Here is a 19,872-nt window from a genome sequence, read left to right as displayed (position 1 = left end):
AGGACGCGGTTCCCCGATCGACATCCGGGCGCGCCGTGCGGCCGGTCGGCGGGCCCCTGTCAGCGGTCATCCGGCCTGTCCGGCCGCTTCGCGGGTACCTGTGAAGACATGACTGTCGCGAAAACGAGTGTGCTGGTCCTGGACTGTGCCGAGCACGTGGAGCTCGCCGAGTTCTACGCCGCTCTGCTGAACGCCGAGACGCGCGTCGGGAACGATCCCGACTTCGTCGAGATCGTCGGCCGGAGCGGTGTGCAGCTGGCGATCCGCCGCGATCACGGCTACGCCCCGCCCAGCTGGCCTCGTCCCGAGGACTCCCAACAGGCCCATCTGCGCATTCTGGTGGACCGGGGAAACATGGACGAGGCCGAGCGCGAGGCGGTCGGCCTCGGTGCCCGGCCGGTGGAGGCCAGGGACAACAGCGGCCCTCGCGACGTCCGCGTCTACGCGGATCCGGCCGGGCACTCCTTCACCCTGGCCGTCCACCCCGCCCCGCCGTCGGCCGCCGGTCCGGCCGCGTAGCACCAGGTCCCATGCGCCGCCGCTTGCGAAATCAGGTCGCCGCCGTGGCGAGGCCGATGCCGGTGTGGCCCTCGCGGGTGTCCACGGCGTCGAACAGCCGGTTCGCCGGCCTCGGCAGGCCGTAGTGCTCGCGCAGGGTGGCTCCTGTGTACTCGGTACGGAACAGGCCGCGCTCCTGGAGGATCGGGACGACCCGGTCCACGAAGATCTCCAGCCCGGAGGGGAGCACGGCGGGCATGATGTTGAAGCCGTCGGCCGCCCCGCTGTCGTACCAGTGCTCGATGGTGTCGGCGACCTGCTCGGCCGTTCCGGCGAAGGTGCGGTGTCCGCGCCCGCCGCCGAGCCGTCCGATGAGCTGCCGCACCGTCAGCTTCTCGCGTCTGGCGAGCTCCACCACCAGGGTGTAGCGGCTCTTGGCTCCCTCGATCTCGTCCTCGTCGGGAAGGTCCTCCGGAAGCTCCCGGTCGAGGTGCAGCTCGGACGGGTCGAGCTTCAGCGTCCTGGCGAGCTGGCGCTTGGCGTACTCCGGGACGATGAGCCGGTCGAGTTCGGCGTCCAGTCCCAGCGCCTCGGCCTCGGTGTCGCCGATGACCGGGACGATGCCGGGAAGGATCTTGATGCCGTCCGGGTTGCGGCCCAGCGCCTCGGCACGCTGTCTGACGTCCTTGTAGAAGGCGATGCCCTCCTCCAGCGTCTGCTGCGCGGTGAACACCGCCTCGGCGTAGCGGGCGGCGAAGTCCTTGCCGTCCTCGCTGGATCCGGCCTGTACGAGCAACGGGTAGCCCTGCGGCGGTCGTTGGACGTTGAGCGGGCCGTCGACCCGGAAGAACTCGCCGGTGTGGCCGATGGTGCGGACCCGGTCGGCCAGCGCATGGATCCCGGCCTCCTTGTCGGCCACGACCGCGTTGTCCGCCCAGCTGTCCCAGAGCTTCGTGGACACCTCGACGAACTCCGCGGCTCGGCGGTAGCGGTCGTGGTGCAGGGGTGTGTCGTCGAGGCCGAAGTTGCGGGCGGCGTCGGCTCCGGCGGTGGTGACGATGTTCCAGCCGGCCCGGCCGCCGGAGATGTGGTCCATCGAGGCGAACCTGCGTGCCAGGTTGTACGGCTCGTTGTAGCTGGTGGAGGCGGTGGCGATCAGGCCGATGTGCTCGGTGACCCCGGCGAGCGCGGTGAGCAGCACGGTGGGTTCCAGCTTGGCGGCGGGCCGCCGGCCGGGGTCACCCATGAGGACGGGCCCGTCGGCGAGGAACAGCGAGTCCAGGAGACCGCGTTCGGCGATCCGGGCCAGGTTCTTGTGGTGCTCCAGGTCGGAGTTGGCCTCGGCATGGCTCTCGGGGAGCCGCCAGGACGCCTCGTGATGGCCGGTGGACATCAGGAAGGCGTTCAGATGGAGCTGCTTGCGCGGCATGGGTGTCTTCTCCTCGGGGGATCAGTGCGTGATCTGGGGCTGTGCCACGCCGAGGGCGGCGAGCAGGGTGTCGCGGTACTCCTGGAAGCGCGGTTCGCGGCGGGAGCGCGGCGTCGGCAGGTCGATCCTGAGGTCGACGGAGATGAGGCCGTCCTCCAGGACCAGGACCCGGTCGGCGAGCTCCACGGCCTCGTCGACGTCATGGGTGACCAGCAGCACCGCGGGGCGGTGGCGTTCGTACAGCTCGCGCAGCAGGTCGTGCATCTTGATCCGGGTCAGCGCGTCCAGTGCCCCGAACGGCTCGTCCGCCAGCAGGAGTTCGGGTTCGCGTACGAGGGCACGGGCCAGGGCGGCGCGCTGCTGTTCGCCGCCGGACAGCTCGTGCGGCCAGGAGCGGTCGCGGCCCTCCAGGCCGACCTCGGCGAGCGCGGTGAGACCCCGTTCGCGGGCCTGGGGGCCGCGGAGCCCGAGGACGACGTTGTCGAGCACCCGCAGCCAGGGCAGCAGCCGGGAGTCCTGGAAGGAGAGCGAGACCCTGTCCGGTACGGAGAGCTCACCGGATCCTTCGACGGTGTGGTCGAGACGGGCGACGGCCCGCAGCAGGGTGGACTTGCCGGAGCCGCTGCGCCCGAGGAGGGCGGTGAACTCCCCCTGCGCCACCGTCAGGTCGAGGTTCTTGAGGACCTTGCGGTCATCGAACCGCCGGACCAGGCCGGAGGTGCGGATCGCGGGCCGTGCTTCCGTCAGCCCGCCAGCGTGCGTCGCCATGACAGGACCTTCCTTTCGACTGCGCGTACCGCCGCGTCCGAGGCGAAGCCGAAGATCCCGTAGGCCACGAGGCCCACGATGATCACGTCGGACTGGGCGTACTGCTGGGCCTGGAACATCATGTAGCCGATGCCGCTGGTGGCGTTGATCTGCTCGACCACGATGAGGCCGAGCCAGGACGAGGTGACGCCCAGGCGCAGGCCGACGAAGAAGCCGGGCAGCGATCCGGGTACGACGACCTTGCGGATGAACGTCGCCCGGCTCAGGTCGAGTCCTTCGGCGAGCTCCACGTACCTGCTGTCGATGCCGGTCAGCGAGGCGTACGTGTTGACGTACATGTTCACCGCCACGCCGAGCGCGATCACGGTGACCTTCATCTGCTCACCGATGCCGAGCCAGAGGATGAGCAGGGGCAGCATGGCCAGGGAGGGGATGGCCCGCTTGATCTGGAGCGGGCCGTCCACCAGATACTCGCCGCTGCGGCTCAGACCCGCCACCACGGCCAGGATCACACCGGCCGACACCCCGAAGAACAGGCCGAGACCGGCGCGCTGGAGCGAGATCAGGACGTTGTCCTGGAGGCGGCCGGTGCTGACCAGGTCCACCACTGTGGCGAACACCGTGCCGGGCGAGGACAGGATCCGCGGATCGAGGTAGCCGGACGCCGAGGCGGTCCACCACGCGAGCACGAGCAGCGCCGGGCCGATCAGCCGCCCGAAGGGCAGCGCCCGGCCGGGACCGAGGCGCCGGCGGGTGCCCTTGGAAACATGTGCCGTTCCCTCGGTGGCCGGTGGCCCGGCAGGCTCCGCCGTCTCCGTGCCGGCCGTCCGTGCTTTCGCCAGCAGGTCGGTCACGACCCCTCCCGGTACTCGGCGGCCACGGCCTCGGCCGCCAGCCTTTCGAACCGGCGGTCGAACAGTTCGGAGGCCTTCTGCTCCGGTACGAAGCCTCCCTCGGCCAGCAGATCGGCGGTCTTCTGCTCCCAGTCGACGGCCTCGTCCCAGCTGACCGGGAACTGCGGCTTCTGATAGGAGTCGACGATGCGCCGGCCGTCCTCCTTGGACACGCCCTGGTCCTTCACGTAGTACGTGTCGATCCACTCCTCCTGGTTCTCCCAGGCCCATACCTGACCGCGCGCCCACAGCGGTACGAAGCTGCGCACGGCCTTCGCCCTCTCCGGGTCGTTGAGTACCTCGTTCGGCGCCCAGAGCACGGTCAGCAGGTCGACGACCTCCGTCTTCACCCCACGGGCGCCGTCCTTGCCGTACTGGTCGAGATACTTCGTCAGGGTCGGCTCACCCAGCGGCGCCACATCGACCTGCGCGGACTGCAGGGCGGTGAGGAACTGGGTGCTGGGCAGGTCGACCAGTTCGACGTCGGAGTTCTTCAGTCCCGCCTCCTCGATCGCTCGCAGGACGACGACACCCTGGGCCTGGCCCTGGGAGAACCCGATCTTCTTCCCCCGGAAGTCCTCGGCCTTCCTGATGGAAGAGCCGGGGGCCGTCGCAAAGGTGTAGATCGGGTGCCGGCGGACCTGGACGGCGACGATTTTCGCCGGGACGCCGATAGCATGCGCCTGGATCGGCGGAATTCCCGCATTGGTGGCCAGGTCGATCGATTTCGCGCGGAATCCCTGAATTACATCGGGCCCGGCGGAGAGGTTCGGCCACTCGGCGACGGTGAAGGGAACCTCCTTCGCGAGCCCGGCAGGATTCAGCTGGAGCTGCGTCGTACGAGCGGCGATCTTCAGTTTCGTCCCGGACGCCGGATCTCCGGCCGGAAGGGCGCCGGCGGGTTCTGCGTCGGCCACGGATTTCACCTGCGGCGAGCAGGCGGCGAGGCTCAGTACGGTGCCTCCCGCGAGAGCGAGGAACGACCTCCGGGCCAGGGCCCGCCTGTTGTCATGGCGTGTCATCGTGAATTCCTGATCACTGGTCGGGCGCGGGACGGATGGAGTGGTACGAACCGTCGTGGAAGAGCAGCGGACTGCGCCCCTCGTCCAGCCAGGACTCCTCGACCCTGGCGACGACGATGCGGTGGTCGCCGGCCGGCACGATGCTCTGGACGGTGAGCCTCAGCCAGCCGGTCACCCCGTCGAGCACGGGCTCCCCGCCGGGCAGCCGGCGCCAGCCGGTCGGAGCGGCGAAACGGTCGATGCCGCTGGTGGCGAACGTGGTGGCCAGCCGCTGCTGTTCGACTCCGAGGAAGTTCACGACGGCCGTGGAGGCCCGCTCGATGTGCGGCCAGGACGAGGTGGACGTCCCGATCCCGAAGGAGACCAGCGGCGGGGCGAGGGACAGCGAGCTGAGCGAGGTGGCGGTGAAGCCCACCGGCCCGTGCCCGGCGTCGGCGGTGATGACGACGACGCCCGCCGGGTACCTGCGGAAGGCCTGCTTGAAGCCCTCGGGTGCGATGCCGGGGAAGGCTGCGGTCGTGGCGGGTTCGGAGGGGCGGACGGCGGCGTACGAGGACACGGTGACGGTCAATGTCTCTCCCCGGTCGGAGGGTTGAATTCGGGCATGCGGAATCGCGCGGCGGCCTGCCGGAGCACACGAAAGCGCGCGGGAACACGGGCGGAAGGAAAATCACGCACGCATGCGGACCGCCCGGTAATTCAGCTGGGGGTTACCGGTTTCCCGGACAGGGACGGCAACAGAAGCACCGGGCGATTCCGCTCGTCGGCGCGGCCGCGCGGCAGGAACGTGCCGCTGTGGGCGCGCTCTCCGAATTCCGCTGTCGGCTGGTCATGAATCCATCCTCCCGTTCTTTCCGCGGCCGGTCAACAATGCAACGTCCTGAATTAAAGCGGTTACCGGCGGAGTTCAGGACACCGCGGGCAGTGCGGGCCACGGGCCCAGCGGGTCGGCGTACAGGGCGCCCAGCGCCACCGCGCCGCCCGCCGTGGCCAGCACCGATCCGGTGAAGCTGCTGGGCACCACGGCCCTTTCCGGGTCGTCACAGACCGAGGAGCGCATCCCCACCTCTTCCCGGAGGTCGGCGAGGCACTCCGGCAGCCGGCCGGCTCCGGGCTCGACCACCACCAAGCACTCCGGGTCGAACATGTCCAGGAGCAGCGCGGCGGCCCTGCCCACCAGCCGGGCGCGGCGGCGGAACAGCGCCACGGCTCGCGGCTCCCCGGCCATGGCGTGGTCGAGCAGCTCCTGGAACGTCTCCACGTACAGGCTCTGTGCGGCGGCGCGGCGGATCATGGCGCGCTCGGACACCTCGGACTGCAGGCACCCGGTGCGCCCGCAGCTACAGGGCTCCGCGTCCCCCGATCCGCCCGCCCCCAGAGGGAGATGGGCCACACTGCCCGCACCGGAGCGCGGCCCCCGGTGCAGTTCACCGGAGGTGGCGAAGGCCCCGTCGACGACCGCGCCGATGAAGAGCAGCACCGTGCTGCGCCGGGTCGAGACCTCGCCGAACATCTGCTCGGCTCGTGCCAACGCCCGTGAGTGGCTGTCGACATGGACGGGAAGCCCGGTGGCGGCGGTCAGGATCTCGCGTACGGGGACAGCGCGCCAGCCCAGATGCGGATGCTCCACGACGACTCCGGCGGCGGGGTCCACCCGGTGCCCGGTGGCGAAGCCCAGCGCCAGCACCTGCCGGCCGGCCGCGTGAGCGCCCGTCAGCAGAGGGAGCCGGGCCGCCAGGTCGTCGAGGATCCGGCGCGGGTTCGTGTCGAGGTGCGGCCTGCGGTCCTCGGCGACGATCCGGCCGCGGAGGTCCATCAGGGCGACCGTCGAGTGCGCGACCGCGATGTGCGCACCGGCCACCAGGAAGCATGAGGTGTCGATCTCCAGGGGCACATGGGGGCGGCCGAGCCCGCGCGGTCCGGTCGTCTCGGCGCTCTCCCTGACCAGTCCGCGGGAGAGGAGCTGCGTCACATGGCCCGTGACCGAGGCGGGCGAGAGGCCGGTGAGCCGCGCCACGGTGGAGCGGGCCACCGGGCCGTGGTCGAGGATCGCGCCCAGCACGGATCCCGTGCCGGAGCCACGGCGGGCGTGTGCCGGCAGGGGGATGTCGGAGCGGCGCGGGGGCCGGGAACGGCGGACGGGCGCAGGCAGACGTGTCACAGGTCTTCCAGGTCCTCGATGGCAGCGGGCGCGGAGGTGACTACCGGGTGTTCAGCTCCGGTGACACGCCGCGGAGCACACGCGCTTCAGGTCGACATGACCTCGCGTCGTCAGGTGTGCGGATCGCTGCATGTCACGCAACGTATCCGGAGCGCCGCGGGACGGTCAAACACCTGACCGTATGGTGGACGCCCGGAATTAACCTCCGGTCTCTTGCCACGACCGTTCTACGCGCATAGTTTTTGGCCCCTCACTACACAACTGGGGGCAGTTCCCGTGCACATAGCCAGACCCGGCTCCGCCCTGCTGGCCGCCGCTGTCGCCGTGACCCTGTCGGTCACCGCGCTGCCCGCCGCCTTCGCGGCCCCTTCGTCGTCGGCAGTCGTCTCCGAGGTGTACGGCGGCGGGGGCAACTCCGGCGCGACGCTCACCCGTGACTACATCGAGCTGGCCAACGCCGGCCAGAGCTCCTTCGCACTGTCCGGCTTCAGCGTCCAGTACCTCCCGGGGACTCCCTCCGCCGGATCGCTCTGGCAGGTCTCCGCGCTGTCCGGCGCCGTCGCGCCCGGGGGCCGCTACCTCGTCGCGCAGGCCGCAGGCACCGGCGGCACGGCGGCCCTGCCCGCCCCCGACGCGACCGGGACGACTCCGATGTCCGCGGCGAGCGGCACCGTCGCGCTCGTCTCCGGCACCACCCCGCTGACCTGCAGGACCGCGGCGGACTGCGCCGCCGACGCCCGCATCGTCGACCTCGTCGGCTACGGCTCCGCCGTCGTACGTGAGGGCGGCGGCCCGGTGACGGGTGCCTCCGCCACCGCCTCCGTGGCGCGCGGCACATCCCTCGCGGACACCGACGACAACGCCGTGGACCTGACCGCGGGCACCCCGACGCCCGTCAACGCGGCGGGCGAGACCGCCGACGGCTCCGGACCCGGCGAGCCCGGCGGACCGACCGAGCCCGGCACGGTGCGGGTGCACGACATCCAGGGCACCACCCGGCTCTCCCCCCTCGCCGGACAGCCGGTCACCGGAGTCCCGGGCGTCGTCACCGGCGTACGGACGACGGGTTCACGCGGCTTCTGGATCCAGGACACGACGCCGGACGACGACGCCCGGACGAGCGAGGGTCTGTTCGTCTACACCGGCTCCGCGGCGCCCGCCGTCGCCGTCGGTGACTCGGTGCTGGTCAGCGGCAAGGTCGCCGAGTACTACCCGGCCACCGGTGCCCAGTCGCTCACCCAGATCACCGCCCCGCTGACCACGGTCCTGTCCTCGGGCAACCCCCTGCCGGACGCCGTCGTCCTCGACGCCTCCTCGGTGCCGGACGCCTATGTGCCGGCAGCCGGCGGCGGTTCGATCGAGGGCCTCGCCCTCGCCCCGGAGGCGTACGCCCTGGATCTGTACGAGTCGCTCGAAGGCTCCCGCGTGACGATGACCGACACCCGGGTCACCGGCGCGACGACCGCGTACGACGAGGTGTGGGTGACGGTGAAGCCGAGGGAGAACCCCACCCGGCGCGGCGGCACGCTGTACGCCTCGTACGAGGACCAGAACACCGGCCGCCTCAAGGTGATGTCGCTGGACCCCGCGCAACCCGTACCGGCCGCGGACGTGGGCGACGTGCTGTCCGGCCCCACCACGGGCGTCGTCGACTACGCGTCGTACGGCGGCTACAACGTGCAGGCCGCCGAGCTGGGCACGCTGAAGGACAACGGCCTGAAGCGCGAGGTGACGCGGAAGCAGAAGCGCAAGGAGCTCGCCGTCGCCACGTACAACGTGGAGAACCTCGACGCGTCCGACGAGCAGGCCAAGTTCGACACGCTCGCCCAGGGCGTCGCGGTCAGCCTCTCGTCCCCGGACATCGTGTCGCTGGAGGAGATCCAGGACGACAACGGTGCGGTGGACGACGGCACCGTTGGCTCGGAGGCGACGCTGAAGCGCTTCACGGACGCGATCGTGGCGGCGGGCGGCCCCCGCTACGCGTGGCGCTATGTGGTTCCCACGGACGGCCAGGACGGCGGCGAGCCCGGTGGCAACATCCGTAACGTCTTCCTCTTCGATCCCGGCCGGGTCGACTTCGTGGACCGCCCGGGCGGCGACGCGACCACCTCGGTGAAGGCGGTGAAGACGAAGAAGGGTGCCACGCTCTCCGTCTCACCCGGGCGGGTCAACCCCACGAGCACGGCCTGGGACAGCAGCCGTAAGCCGCTGGTGGGCGAGTTCCGCTTCCGTGGCGAGCCGGTCTTCGTCATCGCCAACCACTTCGCGTCCAAGGGCGGCGACCAGTCCCTGCACGGCCGCTACCAGGAGCCGGCGCGCAGCTCGGAGACTCAGCGTGTGCGGCAGGCTGCGGAGGTCAACACCTTCGTCACCTCGCTGTTGAAGGCGGACAGGTCGGCCCGGGTCGTCACGCTCGGCGATCTGAACGACTTCGCCTTCTCCCCCACGATGAGGACGCTGACCAGCGGCAAGGTACTCAAGCCCCTCATCACCACACTGCCCGCGCGCGAGCAGTACAGCTATGTCTACGACGGCAACTCGCAGACCCTGGACCACATCCTGACCAGTCCCGCGGTCCGCCGCTTCGACTACGACGTGGTGCACATCAACGCGGAGTTCGCCGACCAGGCGAGCGACCACGACCCGCAGATCGTGCGGATCGACATGAAGGGCCACCGGCACTGACAGCCCGTGGTGGCGGTCCTGGACGGGCCGCCACCACGGCGGGGGAGCTCACCGTGGTGCGGGCGAACCGGCCCGCACCTGGTTCGGGAGCCGCGCCGTGACCGGTTCGAGGGGCCGGTCAGTGAAGAAGCGGGTCACGAGGGCGGCGACCTCGTCGGACCGCTCCAGCACGACCCAGTGGTCGGCTTCCGGAAGGGTGAGGAAGCGGCTCCCCTCGATCGTCCCGGCGAACTCCCGCTGGCGCTCCGGCGATGTCACCGTGTCGTGCTCCCCGGCGAAGACCAGGGCCGGTACGCCCGACAGCCCGCCGGAGAAGTCCGGGCGGTCGGCCAGCGCCCGCCGCAGCGAGTCGGCGGCATGCTCCGAGTGGGCGAGCGCGTGCAGGAAGGAGCGCCGCACGAAGCGCCGGGCGAGCTCACGGCGGTGCACGGGGCGGTCCGGGTCAAGGCACATCAGCGCGTCCGCGGCCAGCGCCGCGAAGCCCTCCATGTCCCCCTCGGCCAGCGCTCGCGTCGCCCGGCGCCAGTGGCTCCGCCGGTCCCTGCCGACATGGGTGGGTACGCCGCCGAGGACGAGCCGGGCGACACGCCCAGGGGCGTGCTGCGCCCAGTCGAAGGCGATGGCCGCGCCGTAGGAGAAGCCGAAGAGATTGATCCGGGAGGCGCCCAGATCGTCGATGATCCCGGTGACCGCCGCGCGCAGGACCGGGGCGCTGGGTCCGGGCGGCAAGGGGTCGGCGGAGCCCATCCCTGGCAGGTCGGCGGTCACCACATCGGCCACCGGGCCGAGATGGTCGTCCATCTGTGGCCAGCCGTACATCCCCTGCAGCGCGCCGCCGATCACGAGAACCGGCTCGGTGACGGACGCTCCGTCCGCGGCCGGGTCACGGGGCAGGAGGCGGTAGCCGTAACGCAGGCCGTCCACGGTGAGGGACCGGATGATCTCCTCGGGCATGATGCTCCTCGCTTCCCGTCAGGCCCTGGTGAGCACGAGCGCCGCGTTGTGGCCGCCGAAGCCGAGCGAGGTCTTGACGGCGTACTCGAACGCGGCGCGCCGGGCCTCCTTGCTCACCACCTCGACGGGGATCGCCGGGTCGGGGACGTCGAGGTTGGCGGTCGGCGGGACGAGCTGGTGCTGGAGCGCGAGGACGGTCAGGGCGGTCTCGATGCCGCCCGCGGCACCCAGGGTGTGTCCCGTCATGGCCTTCGTCGAGGTGACGAGGGGGCGGTCGCCGAGGACGCGGCGCAGCATGGTCGCCTCGATGAGGTCGTTGGCGACGGTCGACGTCCCGTGGGCGTTGACATGGCCGATCTCGGTGGCGTCGACGCCGGCGTCGGCCAGGGCCGTGCGCAGCGCGCGCTCGATGCCCAGGCCGTCGGGGTCGGGGGCGACGGCGGAATGGGCGTCGCTGGAGGCCCCGTAGCCGGCGACTCGGGCGCGGACGGTGGCACCGCGGGCCCGGGCGTGCTCGGGGCGTTCCATGACGAGGAGGCCGGCGCCCTCGCCGACGACGAAGCCGTCGCGGTGGGTGTCGAAGGGGCGGCAGGCGGCCTGGGGGTCGTCGCAGCGGGTGGAGACGGCCCTCATCTGGCAGGCGCTGGCGATGAGGAGCCGGGAGCGGACCGATTCGGCGCCGCCGGCGACGACGATGTCGCAGGCCCCGGTGCGGAGCATCTGGTGGGCCGTGCCGATGGCCACGGTGCCCGACGAGCACGCCGTGGAGACGGCCTGGCTCGGGCCGTGCACACCCAGATCCATGGCGACGCTGCTGGCGGCGCCGTTGACGACGGTCAGCGGGGCGAGCTTCGGGGAGACGCGGCGCGCGCCGCGCTCGCTGAGGGTGGTGTGCTGCTCGTCGTAGAAGGGCAGACCGCCGTGGGCGGAGCCGATGACGACGGCGACCCGTCCGCTGTCCCAGACCGAGGGGTCGAGCCCCGCGTCCGCGACCGCCTCACGGGCGGCGATCACGGCGAGCTGGGAGAAGCGGTCCATCAGCCGCTGCGCGGCGACGCCCAGGACGGCCTTCGTGTCCAGTGCGTCGACGGTGTACATGAAGTCGCAGGTCAGTCCGTCGAGTTCCGGCAGGTGCGGTACCGAGGGGGCGACCGCCGTGTCGCACACACCGCGCCAGGCCTGCTCGATCCCCACGCCGGCGGCGGTGACCAGGCCGATGCCTGTGACGGCGGCACTGAACGGCTCGATGCCCGGCCCGGCGGCCTTGCGTGAGAACGGCCCCCGGCCCGTCACGCGCCGGCCTTGGTCCGTACGGCCGCGACCAGGTGGCCCACGGTGTCGCGCGACGACAGGACGATGTCCTCCAGGTCGATGCCCATCCGGTCCTCGATGAGGAGCCTGAGCTCCTCCAGTGCGAGCGAGTCCAGCTGTAGCTGCCGGAGCGGCACCTCCGGCCGGATGGCGTCCGGATCGGTCCCGAACCTGGTGACGAGCAAGGCGCTGATCTCTTCCGAGGTGCTCATGGGGACACTCCTCCGCTCTCGGTACGCGGTGACGCCGGCCGCGTGGGGGGTGAGATGGCCATCGGGGACGCCGGCTGCTCGGAGGGACCCTTTATACGCCTTCGCGACTGCCGTTCCCGCCCCCGTTCCCCCGTGAGGAGGGGGGACGGCCAGGTGTGCGATTCCGCCGTGCCGCAGCGGCGGATGACACGAAGGGCACGGACGTAGGGACCTGAGGACACCGCCCGACCCGGCTCTCACCTGCGCGGGGCCGGGGCAGGCGGGGTACGAACGGGGCTGCCCGCGCCGGGCCTTGAGCCGTACACTCCGCGATCATGACCTTCGAAACGGTGTACGCCGACGCACCCGCCACCGACGGGCCCGCTCTCTTCCCGACCATGTCCACCATGCGCGCCATGCGCCGCCTCAAGCCGGACGCCGTCCCGGACGGGACGATCGACCAGCTCATACAGGCCGCAGTCTGGGGGCCGAGCGGCGGCAACATGCAGTGTTACGAGTACGTGGTCGTCACCGACCGCGCGGTGATGGCCGAACTGGCCCCGCTCTGGAAGCGGTGCGTGGACGCCTACCTCGCGACGACCGGCAAGCACGCGCCGAAGGGCATGGGCGACGCGGCGTACGGGCGGATGGTCGCGGCGATCGAGCACCAGCGCGACCACTTCTCGGACACCCCGGCGCTGATCATCCCCTGCTACAAGTTCCCGGAGCCGGAGTTCGACGAGGAGGGCCTGGGGGTCTACGCCGAGTCGCTGGGCCCGGCGGGTCTCGAGCACATGGGGAACACGCAGACGCGCTTCCAGGCGCTCGCGGAGGGCTCCTGCGTCTATCCGGGCGTCCAGAACATCCTGCTCGCGGCGCGGGCGCTGGGGCTCGCGGCCAACCTCACCATCTGGCATCTGATGCTGGAGCAGGAGTGGAAGAAGGCCCTCGGGATCCCGTCGGACACACACACCTTCGCCGCCATTCCGGTGGGGTGGCCGCAGGGCAACTTCGGGCCGGTCCGCCGCCGTCCCGTGGCCGACGTGGTCCACCGGAACCGCTGGTAGCGACACCTGCGGGCCGGCACCCTCTGCCGGGGTGGCGGCCCGCCGGACGATCCGCCGGCGGCTCCTCAACTCCATTGGAGTGAAAGGGGATTGGACACACGGCGGCGTCATTGTCATGCCCTGAGCAGGTGGATAGCCTGTGCGGACTCAGCGGCCCTCGGCCCACCCCGCACCGGACCGGCGGCCCTCCTCTCCCCCACAGACCTGGAGCAGGTATGCCCCGACGTCCCGCCGGCCACACCCGTGGCCGCGCCGCCGTTCTGGCCTCTCTCACCGTCACCGCCCTCGTCGCCACGGGCCACCCGGCCGGCGCCGCCCCCGCCGACGCGGGCCCCGTGAACCAGGCCCTCGACCAGGCCGCCGAGGAGTACGGCGTACCGCGTGACCTGCTCGCCGCCGTGGGCTACGGCGAGACCCACCTGGACGGACACGGTGGGCGCCCGAGCCAGGACAACGGCTACGGCGTGATGCACCTCGTGAGCAACCCCGTCAACCACTCCCTGGAGAAGGCCGCCGCGCTGACGGGTGAGTCCACGGCCGATCTGCGCGAGGACACCGAGGCCAACATCCTGGGCGGCGCCGCCGTGCTGAGGAGCCACGCCGACACCCTGGGCCTGGACAAGGCCGAGCGGGCGGACATCGACGCCTGGTATCCGGCCGTGGCCCGCTACAGCGGCACGGACGGCGCCGTCGCCGCGCTCTACGCGGACACCGTCTACACCTTTCTCGCCCAGGGACTGCGGGCATCCGTCGCCGGCGGCGAACCGGTCACGGTGACCTCGCGCCCCGTCTCGCCCGAGAAGGGCCCCCTCGCGAAGGCCGATGTCACGGCCAAGAGCCCGGACTACCCCCCGGCGCTCTGGGTGGCCGCCAATTCCGCCAACTTCGCGACGGGCCGCACGGCGACGGTGGACAAGGTCGTCATCCACGTCACGCAGGGCTCGTACGCCGGGACCATCAGCTGGTTCCAGAACGCGACGTCGAAGGTCAGCTCCCACTACGTGGTCCGCTCCTCGGACGGCCAGATCACGCAGATGGTGCGCGACTCGGACACCGCGTACCACGCCAAGAGCGCCAACGCCTCGTCGCTCGGCATCGAGCACGAGGGGTGGGTGGACGACCCGTCGTGGTTCACCGACACGATGTACCGCTCCTCGGCCGCACTGACGACGTATCTGTGCGACCGGTACGGCATCCCCAAGGACCGGTCGCACATCATCGGGCACAGCGAGGCCCCCGGCAACGACCACACCGACCCGGGCGCCAACTGGAACTGGACGTACTACATGCAGCTCGTCGGCGGCTCCGGCAGCGGGGCCGACGGGCTGAGCTTCATGTCGTACACGACCCAGAAACCGGGCTCGACCGGCCCTCAGACGAAGGCCGTCCAGACACTGCTCAACAAGCAGGGTTACGAAGCCGGCACCGAGGACGGGGTCTTCGGGGCCACGACCGAGAGCGCCGTCACGTCGTTCCAGGCCGCCCGCGGTCTCGACGCCGACGGCGTGGTCGGCCCCAAGACCTGGACGGCGCTGCTCTCCGCCGGCACCACGCCGACGCTCGTCGCGGGCGCCTCGGGTGACGCGGTCAAGCGGCTCCAGCGGACGCTGACCGCCGCGCTGGGCAGAACCGTGGCCGTCGACGGAGCCTTCGGCACGATCACGGACAAGGCCGTCCGCGACTACCAGGACGCCCGTGGCCTTTCAGTCGACGGTAGCGTCGGCCCCGACACCTGGAAGGCGCTGCAGGCCGGGCGCTGATCCCCGCCGCACCGGATTCCGACGCCCCGCGCCTGCCGCTGAGTACCGGTACTCATGTCCCCTCCCCGCCGCGCCGGGACCATGAGGACGAGCGGGCGCGGGGCGTCTTCGGGGCCTGGTGGAGGGGCGTATCGAGGAGCAGCGGGAGGCCGACGGAGCCCGCGTGGGAGACACGGCACACTGACGCCGCCCCGGCCGCCCGTACGCTCCGGAGCACACCCGAAAGGTGCCGGTGCGCCTTCCCCCGTACCAGGCTCCCAGCCGAATCTGGGCGCTGTCGGCACACGGCCGGCGGGACTCGGAGGGCGGTCGGACATGGCTCGTACGCAGTCGAAATGCGGGGCACTCACCCAGAAGGGCACGCGCTGCCAACGGCTCGCGATGAAGGGGGCCTCCCGGTGCGACCGGCACCGGGGCGACTGGTCGAACTACACCGTGGCGCGGCGCAAGGGGCGTTAGCCGGCGGTCCGTCGGCGGTGAGAGCCGCCTGCTCCCGTGGTCGGCGCTCATGCAGAACGGGCCGATGAGCGCCGGCACCCTCCAGGCCCGGGCGCGCGCCCTGAGGCATGTGGCCGCGCAGTCGACGGGGCCGCCTCTGGACCCGTCCCTGCGTGTGAGACTGAATTTCCACCCCGCCCGTGTCAGCGGGGGCCGTACTGTCCTGGAAAGGCTGGCGGAGGACGGTGTGTACGTCTCCCAGTTCGTCACGGGCACCAGCAACGGCGGGCTGACCGCACGCCCGGACGGTGACCGGTGGCACTGGGAGAGCCGGATCTTCGGCGGCGCCTACGACGGCGCGAGCGCCCAGGAGCGGCCCGTCCACGGCGCGCTGGACTTCCGCCGCTCCGCATACGGCGCGGCGCCCCGCTTCGGGTCCGCGCACTTCAGGCTGAACGCCCAGACCCTGGCCCACGCCACGTTCTGCTATCCCGACAGCTTCCTGGAGCCCACCGACTTCGGTGTGGCGGCGGCCGGGCACCGGCTCGTCGCGCTCGCCGAGGCCGACGGCCGGGACGCCCTGGACGACTACATCGAGGCACAGGTGCACGGCCCGGTCCGGCTCGACCGTCATGTGGAAGCCCTTGTCCTCGACCCGTGCTTCCAGGGCACGGTTGTGGAGAAGACGGCCCGGGCAGGGCAGCACGATCCGCAGGACCTCAAGCGGGTGTGGCACTGCCTGGCACGCTTCGGGCGGTGAGCGGGCCGGCGGCTGGCGCAGGACGCGGTGGTCCCGCACCCCCACGCGGGATGCGGGACCACCTCTGCCCGTTTGTTCAGCAGGTCACTTGAGGCCGAAGGCCTTGATGATCTCCTGCTCCACGGCGAGCCCGCCGGGGCCCTCGGCGTGCGCCTTGAGCGAGACGGAGCCCGCGTGCTTCGGCGTCCTGAGCTTCGCGGTCCACTTGCCCGACGAGCCCTTGCGCAGCTCGGCCTTGCTCCAGGTCCTGCCCTCGTCGTAGCTGACCGACAGCGAGGCCTTGGTCGCCTTCACGGCACCGTCCAGCCAGGCCTGCGTGCCTGACTCTATGCCGACCGCGATCTGCTTGCCGGCCCTGACGTCACCCGCCAGGTCGGTGTCCACGTCGTAGTCGAGCTGGAGCAGGGGGATGTCGGCCTGCTGGGTGCCCTCGGGCAGAGCGCCCGAGACGAAGCCCCAGTCGGTGTGCGTCCGCGTCGAGGTCTTCCAGGTGGCCTCGTCCCGCACCGAGTCGATGACCAGGCGGTACGGCACCTTCTCGGCCGACAGGTCCCAGGCGTAACCGGCCCGGCCCGCACCCTCCTTGATCAGGGTGTCCCCCTGGTAGAAGGCGTAGGAGGTGGTGTCGTACTCGTCCGCGGGCATCGAGCCGGAGTGCCCCTCGCCCGAGTCGGTCCACGGCGTGATGTTGAACTGGACATCGTTGTACGAGGTGCGGAAGGGACCCCAGTAGCCGGTGCCGAGGCGGGGTCCGGTCACCGGAGCGAACCAGTCGGCGCGGTAGGTCCGGCCCGCGGTGTAGTCCAGCTGGGCGCTGCGCATCTCCAGCGCCCGGTCGGAGGCGTCGGCGTTCAGCACCGAGTGGTTCTCGTACCAGTAGGAGTCACCGGGCAGCGGGGTGGCCCACTCCGTGCGGGTGCCGGGGAACTTCTCGTACTCCTCGAAGCCGATGCCCGGTCCGTAGTCCGGGATGTCGTAGCGGTAGCCGGCGCCGAGCGTCGTCTTGTGGCCGTAGAAGGTGTTCTCGACCTTCGCCAGCTGACGGGCCGACGGGGCGAAGGCCAGCGAACGGTCCGGGATGGTGCCGTCGTGACGGTCCACCAGGTCGTAGACGTACGAGGCGAACTTCTTCTGGTCGACGGAGAGCTTCTTGCCGCGCTGCGCCGCCTTGATCAGTGTCCCGCCCGCGATCTTCTGCACCGAGGCGACCGGGATGGTGGTCTCCTCGCCGTACGGCACGTAACTCTCCAGCGCGACTCCACGGCTGTCGTTGACGACGAAGAGCGCCTTCGCGCCCGCCGCGAGTGCGTTGGCCAGCCGGTCGGCGGGCGGGACGGCGTCGCTGCGCGTGACGACGACGGCCTTGCCCTTGACGCTGCGGCCCTTGTAGTCGGCCGCACCGCCGTTGCCCGCGTAGACACCGGTGAGCTTCTGCTCGCTGTCCTCGGCGACGACCGAGCCGTTCTGCACCGTGACGGGGACGTCATGGCCGTCGGCCGTCAGGTCGATCAGCTCCTCGCCCTGGCGCCAGCGGGTCAGGAAGCTGAAGCTGCCCTGGGTGACCTTCTTCGTCGGGCTCGCCCACAGCTGGTCGTAGGTGAGCGGGATCTGGAACGCGTCGCGCTGGACGGTGCCGTCCGGGGCGGTGCGTGCCATGTCGTACCGCAGCTGACGGGTCTCGGTCTCCTTGGGGGTGCGCACACTGACCTTGCGGGCCTCGGACGCGTCCAGGGTGACGGTGGTGGGCTTGTCAAGGATGGTCTCGGGCGCCGCGAGGAAGGCGACGGCCTTGGAGTCCGCGCGGTCTCCGTCGATGTCCACGGAAGCCCAGGCGGTGTAGTTGCCCGGGGGCAGCCGCAGGGTGGTGTCACCCGGGACCGCCACGACACCCAGGTTGGGGTCGCCGAGCGGGGCGATGACGACGTTGCCGTCCATCGGCTCGCCCGACCGGTCTCGCAGCCGGAGCGTCAGGTCGTAGAGCTCCTGCTCCTTGTTGAGGGCGAAGCCGGTGTGCGCGACGGTCGCGCCGGAGGCGTCGGTGGCGACGACCTGGCCGGAGAACTGGGTGTCGTTCGGGACCTCGGAGGGGTCCAGGGACAGCACCGCCTGGGCCGTGGAGCCCGCCGGGACGGTCAGCGTGGACGCGGAGAGCGTGTACGCCTTGGAGTCAGTGCCGGTCGCCAGGTTCAGCGTGACGTCGTTGTCACCCGTGTTGCGGTAGGTGATCGTGCGCTCGGCGACCGGGTCGGACGCGGCGTGCGGCCAGTCGTACGACGCGACCTCGACGGAGCCGGTGGCCTCGATCGTCGTGTCGACGGCGGCCTTCACGTCGAGACGGCCGGTGCCCTGCTCGTACGGGGTGTAGCCGGTCAGCTCCTTGGAGGAGCTCATCAGCGCGTCCTTGAGGCGCTCGCCGGACCACTCCGGGTGACGCTGCTTCAGGATCGCCGCGGCACCCGCGACATGCGGCGTCGCCATCGACGTACCGTCCATCGACTGGTACATGCCCTCAATGCCCGGCACCGACTGGGAGGCGGCCGCGTTGATGCCGACGCCCGGTGCGGACAGGTCGGGCTTCAGACCGTAGGACCGAACGAGCGGACCCATCGAGGAGAAGTCGGCGCGGTTGTCGCTCTTGTCGACGGCGGCGACGGTGAGCGCGCTCGCCGCGGAGCCGGGCGATCCGATGGTGCCCGCGCCGTAGGCGTTGCCCGCCGCGATCACGAACAGCGGCCCGCCGTCGGCGGAGAGCGTGTTCACGGCCTGGGCCATCGGGTCGGTGCCGTCGTCCGGGATGCTGGACCCGAGGCTCATCGAGACGACGTCGGCGCCTTCCGCCTTCGCCCACTCCATGGCCTCGATGATGCCGGAGTCGGCGCCGGAGCCCTCGTCGCTGAGGACCTTGCCGATGATCAGGCCGGTGGCCGGGGCGACGCCCTTGTTGACGCCGTCCGACGCCGCGCCCGAGCCCGCGATCGTGGAGGCGACGTGCGTGCCGTGACCGTTCCTGTCGACGACCTCCTCGCCGGGGACGAAGCTCCTGGACTGCGTGACGCGGTCCTTGACGTCCGGGTGCGTCGCGTCGATGCCGGTGTCCAGGACGGCGACCGTGGTGCCCTTGCCGTCGAAGCCCTCGGCCCATGCCTGCGGGGCGTTGACCTGCGGCACGGAGTCCTTGAGTGCGGCCTCGGCCTTGCCGTCGAGCCACAGCTTGGTGATGCCGTTGGCCGGCGAACGACTCTTCTGTGTACGGGAGATGTCGCTCCAGAAGGCGCGGGCGTCGTCCTTGTCGGTCTTCAGCGCCGCACCGTTCACCGACTCCAGCCGACGGACCGTCTCGCTGCCGCGCGGGGCGGCGGGAAGCGAACGCGCGGTGCTCGCGGGATAGGTGGCGATCAGCGGGATGCCGCCGGAACGCGCGTCGTCGTAGCCCATCTCGACCAACGTCGAGATGTTGAACAGCCGGCGGTCCAGCTTCTGGGCCGCGATGAGAGTGCTCGCCTCGTCGGGGATGACGAAGATGTCCTCCCCCGCCTGCTGCACGTGTACGCCGCCCTGCGCACCGTCGGGGCGGTCGACGGTGACGGTGTCCTGGCTGCCCGCGCCGTCCGTGTAGTGGACGACGTCACCGGTGACCAGCGTGATGTCGTAGTCGCGGGACTCGGAACCTCGGTGGTCCTCGGCGGTCGACGGCTTCGGGGCGGCGGTCGCGGAGCCCGCCGCGGGGAGCATGACGCCACTCACGAGGGCGACCGAGGTCGCTATGAGCAGAGCCCTGCGTCCCGCGCGAGCGGGTCTCGCCCGGCCGGAAACGGAGGAGAGGGAAAATGTCATGCAGCTGATCTACCGGTAAATCGGGGGCCACGGACGGCTTCACCCCTGGCGTGAATCCGCCGTGGCGGCAATCCGCCCGCCGTGGTCAGCCGCTGACGGTC

The 19,872-nt window shown here is 71.2% G+C and carries 16 protein-coding genes; 6 read left to right on the top strand and 10 right to left on the bottom strand.

Annotated elements, in window-relative coordinates; all coding sequences use genetic code 11:
• The first annotated feature begins 108 nt into the window (after positions 1 to 108).
• Positions 109 to 519, top strand: a complete 411-nt coding sequence (locus ACIREO_RS21370; RefSeq protein WP_404112497.1) for a VOC family protein — start codon at positions 109 to 111, stop codon at positions 517 to 519.
• Between the two features lie 31 nt (positions 520 to 550).
• Here ACIREO_RS21370 and ACIREO_RS21365 read toward each other — a convergent pair whose 3' ends face one another.
• The 6 genes from ACIREO_RS21365 to ACIREO_RS21340 all read right to left on the bottom strand — a co-directional run bounded on the left by ACIREO_RS21365 (position 551) and on the right by ACIREO_RS21340 (position 6,771).
• Complete coding sequence (locus ACIREO_RS21365) at positions 551 to 1,927, bottom strand: LLM class flavin-dependent oxidoreductase (protein ID WP_404112494.1); 1,377 nt, start codon at positions 1,925 to 1,927, stop codon at positions 551 to 553.
• A gap of 21 nt (positions 1,928 to 1,948) precedes the next feature.
• Positions 1,949 to 2,695: an ABC transporter ATP-binding protein gene (locus ACIREO_RS21360; RefSeq protein WP_404112492.1), complete on the bottom strand. Its 747-nt coding sequence runs from the start codon at positions 2,693 to 2,695 to the stop codon at positions 1,949 to 1,951.
• The gene (locus tag ACIREO_RS21355; protein WP_404112489.1) at positions 2,671 to 3,549 is read right to left on the bottom strand and encodes an ABC transporter permease; all 879 of its coding nucleotides are present in this window, start codon (positions 3,547 to 3,549) and stop codon (positions 2,671 to 2,673) included. Before ACIREO_RS21355 ends, ACIREO_RS21360 begins: the two co-directional genes overlap by 25 nt.
• Positions 3,546 to 4,610: an ABC transporter substrate-binding protein gene (locus ACIREO_RS21350; RefSeq protein WP_404112487.1), complete on the bottom strand. Its 1,065-nt coding sequence runs from the start codon at positions 4,608 to 4,610 to the stop codon at positions 3,546 to 3,548. Before ACIREO_RS21350 ends, ACIREO_RS21355 begins: the two co-directional genes overlap by 4 nt.
• A gap of 13 nt (positions 4,611 to 4,623) precedes the next feature.
• The gene (locus ACIREO_RS21345) at positions 4,624 to 5,181 is read right to left on the bottom strand and encodes a flavin reductase family protein (protein ID WP_404112485.1); all 558 of its coding nucleotides are present in this window, start codon (positions 5,179 to 5,181) and stop codon (positions 4,624 to 4,626) included.
• A gap of 336 nt (positions 5,182 to 5,517) precedes the next feature.
• Positions 5,518 to 6,771 carry an ROK family protein gene (locus tag ACIREO_RS21340; RefSeq protein ID WP_404112482.1) on the bottom strand — a complete coding sequence of 418 codons (1,254 nt, stop codon included), beginning with the start codon at positions 6,769 to 6,771 and terminating at the stop codon, positions 5,518 to 5,520.
• Positions 6,772 to 7,047: 276 nt separating this feature from the next.
• On the opposite strand from ACIREO_RS21340, the gene ACIREO_RS21335 reads away from it, so the two are divergent.
• Entirely contained in the window at positions 7,048 to 9,456 is a 2,409-nt protein-coding gene (locus ACIREO_RS21335; RefSeq protein ID WP_404112480.1) for an endonuclease/exonuclease/phosphatase family protein, read from the top strand.
• A gap of 48 nt (positions 9,457 to 9,504) precedes the next feature.
• Here the strand turns inward: ACIREO_RS21335 and ACIREO_RS21330 are convergent, their stop codons facing one another.
• The 3 genes from ACIREO_RS21330 to ACIREO_RS21320 are packed head-to-tail and all read right to left on the bottom strand — an operon-like array spanning position 9,505 to position 11,933.
• A complete protein-coding gene (locus tag ACIREO_RS21330) occupies positions 9,505 to 10,410 on the bottom strand; it encodes an alpha/beta fold hydrolase (RefSeq protein WP_404112477.1) in 906 nt (301 codons plus the stop codon).
• Between the two features lie 18 nt (positions 10,411 to 10,428).
• The gene (locus ACIREO_RS21325; protein WP_404112474.1) at positions 10,429 to 11,703 is read right to left on the bottom strand and encodes a beta-ketoacyl-[acyl-carrier-protein] synthase family protein; all 1,275 of its coding nucleotides are present in this window, start codon (positions 11,701 to 11,703) and stop codon (positions 10,429 to 10,431) included.
• Complete coding sequence (locus ACIREO_RS21320; protein ID WP_404112471.1) at positions 11,700 to 11,933, bottom strand: acyl carrier protein; 234 nt, start codon at positions 11,931 to 11,933, stop codon at positions 11,700 to 11,702. The genes ACIREO_RS21325 and ACIREO_RS21320 overlap by 4 nt, the downstream gene beginning before the upstream one ends.
• 314 nt (positions 11,934 to 12,247) lie before the next feature.
• Here ACIREO_RS21320 and ACIREO_RS21315 point away from each other — a divergent pair, with 314 nt between their 5' ends.
• The 4 genes from ACIREO_RS21315 (at position 12,248) to ACIREO_RS21300 (ending at position 15,937) form a co-directional block, all read left to right on the top strand.
• Positions 12,248 to 12,979: a nitroreductase family protein gene (locus ACIREO_RS21315; RefSeq protein ID WP_404112468.1), complete on the top strand. Its 732-nt coding sequence runs from the start codon at positions 12,248 to 12,250 to the stop codon at positions 12,977 to 12,979.
• A gap of 215 nt (positions 12,980 to 13,194) precedes the next feature.
• Complete coding sequence (locus tag ACIREO_RS21310) at positions 13,195 to 14,739, top strand: peptidoglycan-binding protein (RefSeq protein ID WP_404112465.1); 1,545 nt, start codon at positions 13,195 to 13,197, stop codon at positions 14,737 to 14,739.
• Between the two features lie 315 nt (positions 14,740 to 15,054).
• The gene (locus ACIREO_RS21305; RefSeq protein ID WP_365930551.1) at positions 15,055 to 15,198 is read left to right on the top strand and encodes a hypothetical protein; all 144 of its coding nucleotides are present in this window, start codon (positions 15,055 to 15,057) and stop codon (positions 15,196 to 15,198) included.
• Between the two features lie 64 nt (positions 15,199 to 15,262).
• Positions 15,263 to 15,937, top strand: coding sequence for a DUF3626 domain-containing protein (locus tag ACIREO_RS21300; RefSeq protein WP_404112462.1), 675 nt, complete (start codon positions 15,263 to 15,265; stop codon positions 15,935 to 15,937).
• Between the two features lie 84 nt (positions 15,938 to 16,021).
• Here ACIREO_RS21300 and ACIREO_RS21295 read toward each other — a convergent pair whose 3' ends face one another.
• Complete coding sequence (locus ACIREO_RS21295; protein ID WP_404112888.1) at positions 16,022 to 19,669, bottom strand: S8 family serine peptidase; 3,648 nt, start codon at positions 19,667 to 19,669, stop codon at positions 16,022 to 16,024.
• Between the last annotated feature and the right edge of the window lie 203 nt (positions 19,670 to 19,872).

The organism is Streptomyces sp. NPDC102441 (assembly GCF_044765585.1).
GTDB lineage: Bacteria > Actinomycetota > Actinomycetes > Streptomycetales > Streptomycetaceae > Streptomyces.
The sequence above is the reverse complement of the archived record's forward strand: the minus strand, read 5'-3'. Positions and strand labels throughout refer to the sequence as shown.

Coding starts and splice junctions, on each gene's coding strand:
- ACIREO_RS21300 (WP_404112462.1), top strand. CDS start 15,263: ATGAGCGCCGGCACCCTCCAGGCCCGGGCGCGCGCCCTGAGGCATGTG.
- ACIREO_RS21295 (WP_404112888.1), bottom strand. CDS start 19,669: ATGCTCCCCGCGGCGGGCTCCGCGACCGCCGCCCCGAAGCCGTCGACC.
- ACIREO_RS21360 (WP_404112492.1), bottom strand. CDS start 2,695: ATGGCGACGCACGCTGGCGGGCTGACGGAAGCACGGCCCGCGATCCGC.
- ACIREO_RS21310 (WP_404112465.1), top strand. CDS start 13,195: ATGCCCCGACGTCCCGCCGGCCACACCCGTGGCCGCGCCGCCGTTCTG.
- ACIREO_RS21330 (WP_404112477.1), bottom strand. CDS start 10,410: ATGCCCGAGGAGATCATCCGGTCCCTCACCGTGGACGGCCTGCGTTAC.
- ACIREO_RS21305 (WP_365930551.1), top strand. CDS start 15,055: ATGGCTCGTACGCAGTCGAAATGCGGGGCACTCACCCAGAAGGGCACG.
- ACIREO_RS21320 (WP_404112471.1), bottom strand. CDS start 11,933: ATGAGCACCTCGGAAGAGATCAGCGCCTTGCTCGTCACCAGGTTCGGG.
- ACIREO_RS21350 (WP_404112487.1), bottom strand. CDS start 4,610: ATGACACGCCATGACAACAGGCGGGCCCTGGCCCGGAGGTCGTTCCTC.
- ACIREO_RS21370 (WP_404112497.1), top strand. CDS start 109: ATGACTGTCGCGAAAACGAGTGTGCTGGTCCTGGACTGTGCCGAGCAC.
- ACIREO_RS21315 (WP_404112468.1), top strand. CDS start 12,248: ATGACCTTCGAAACGGTGTACGCCGACGCACCCGCCACCGACGGGCCC.
- ACIREO_RS21365 (WP_404112494.1), bottom strand. CDS start 1,927: ATGCCGCGCAAGCAGCTCCATCTGAACGCCTTCCTGATGTCCACCGGC.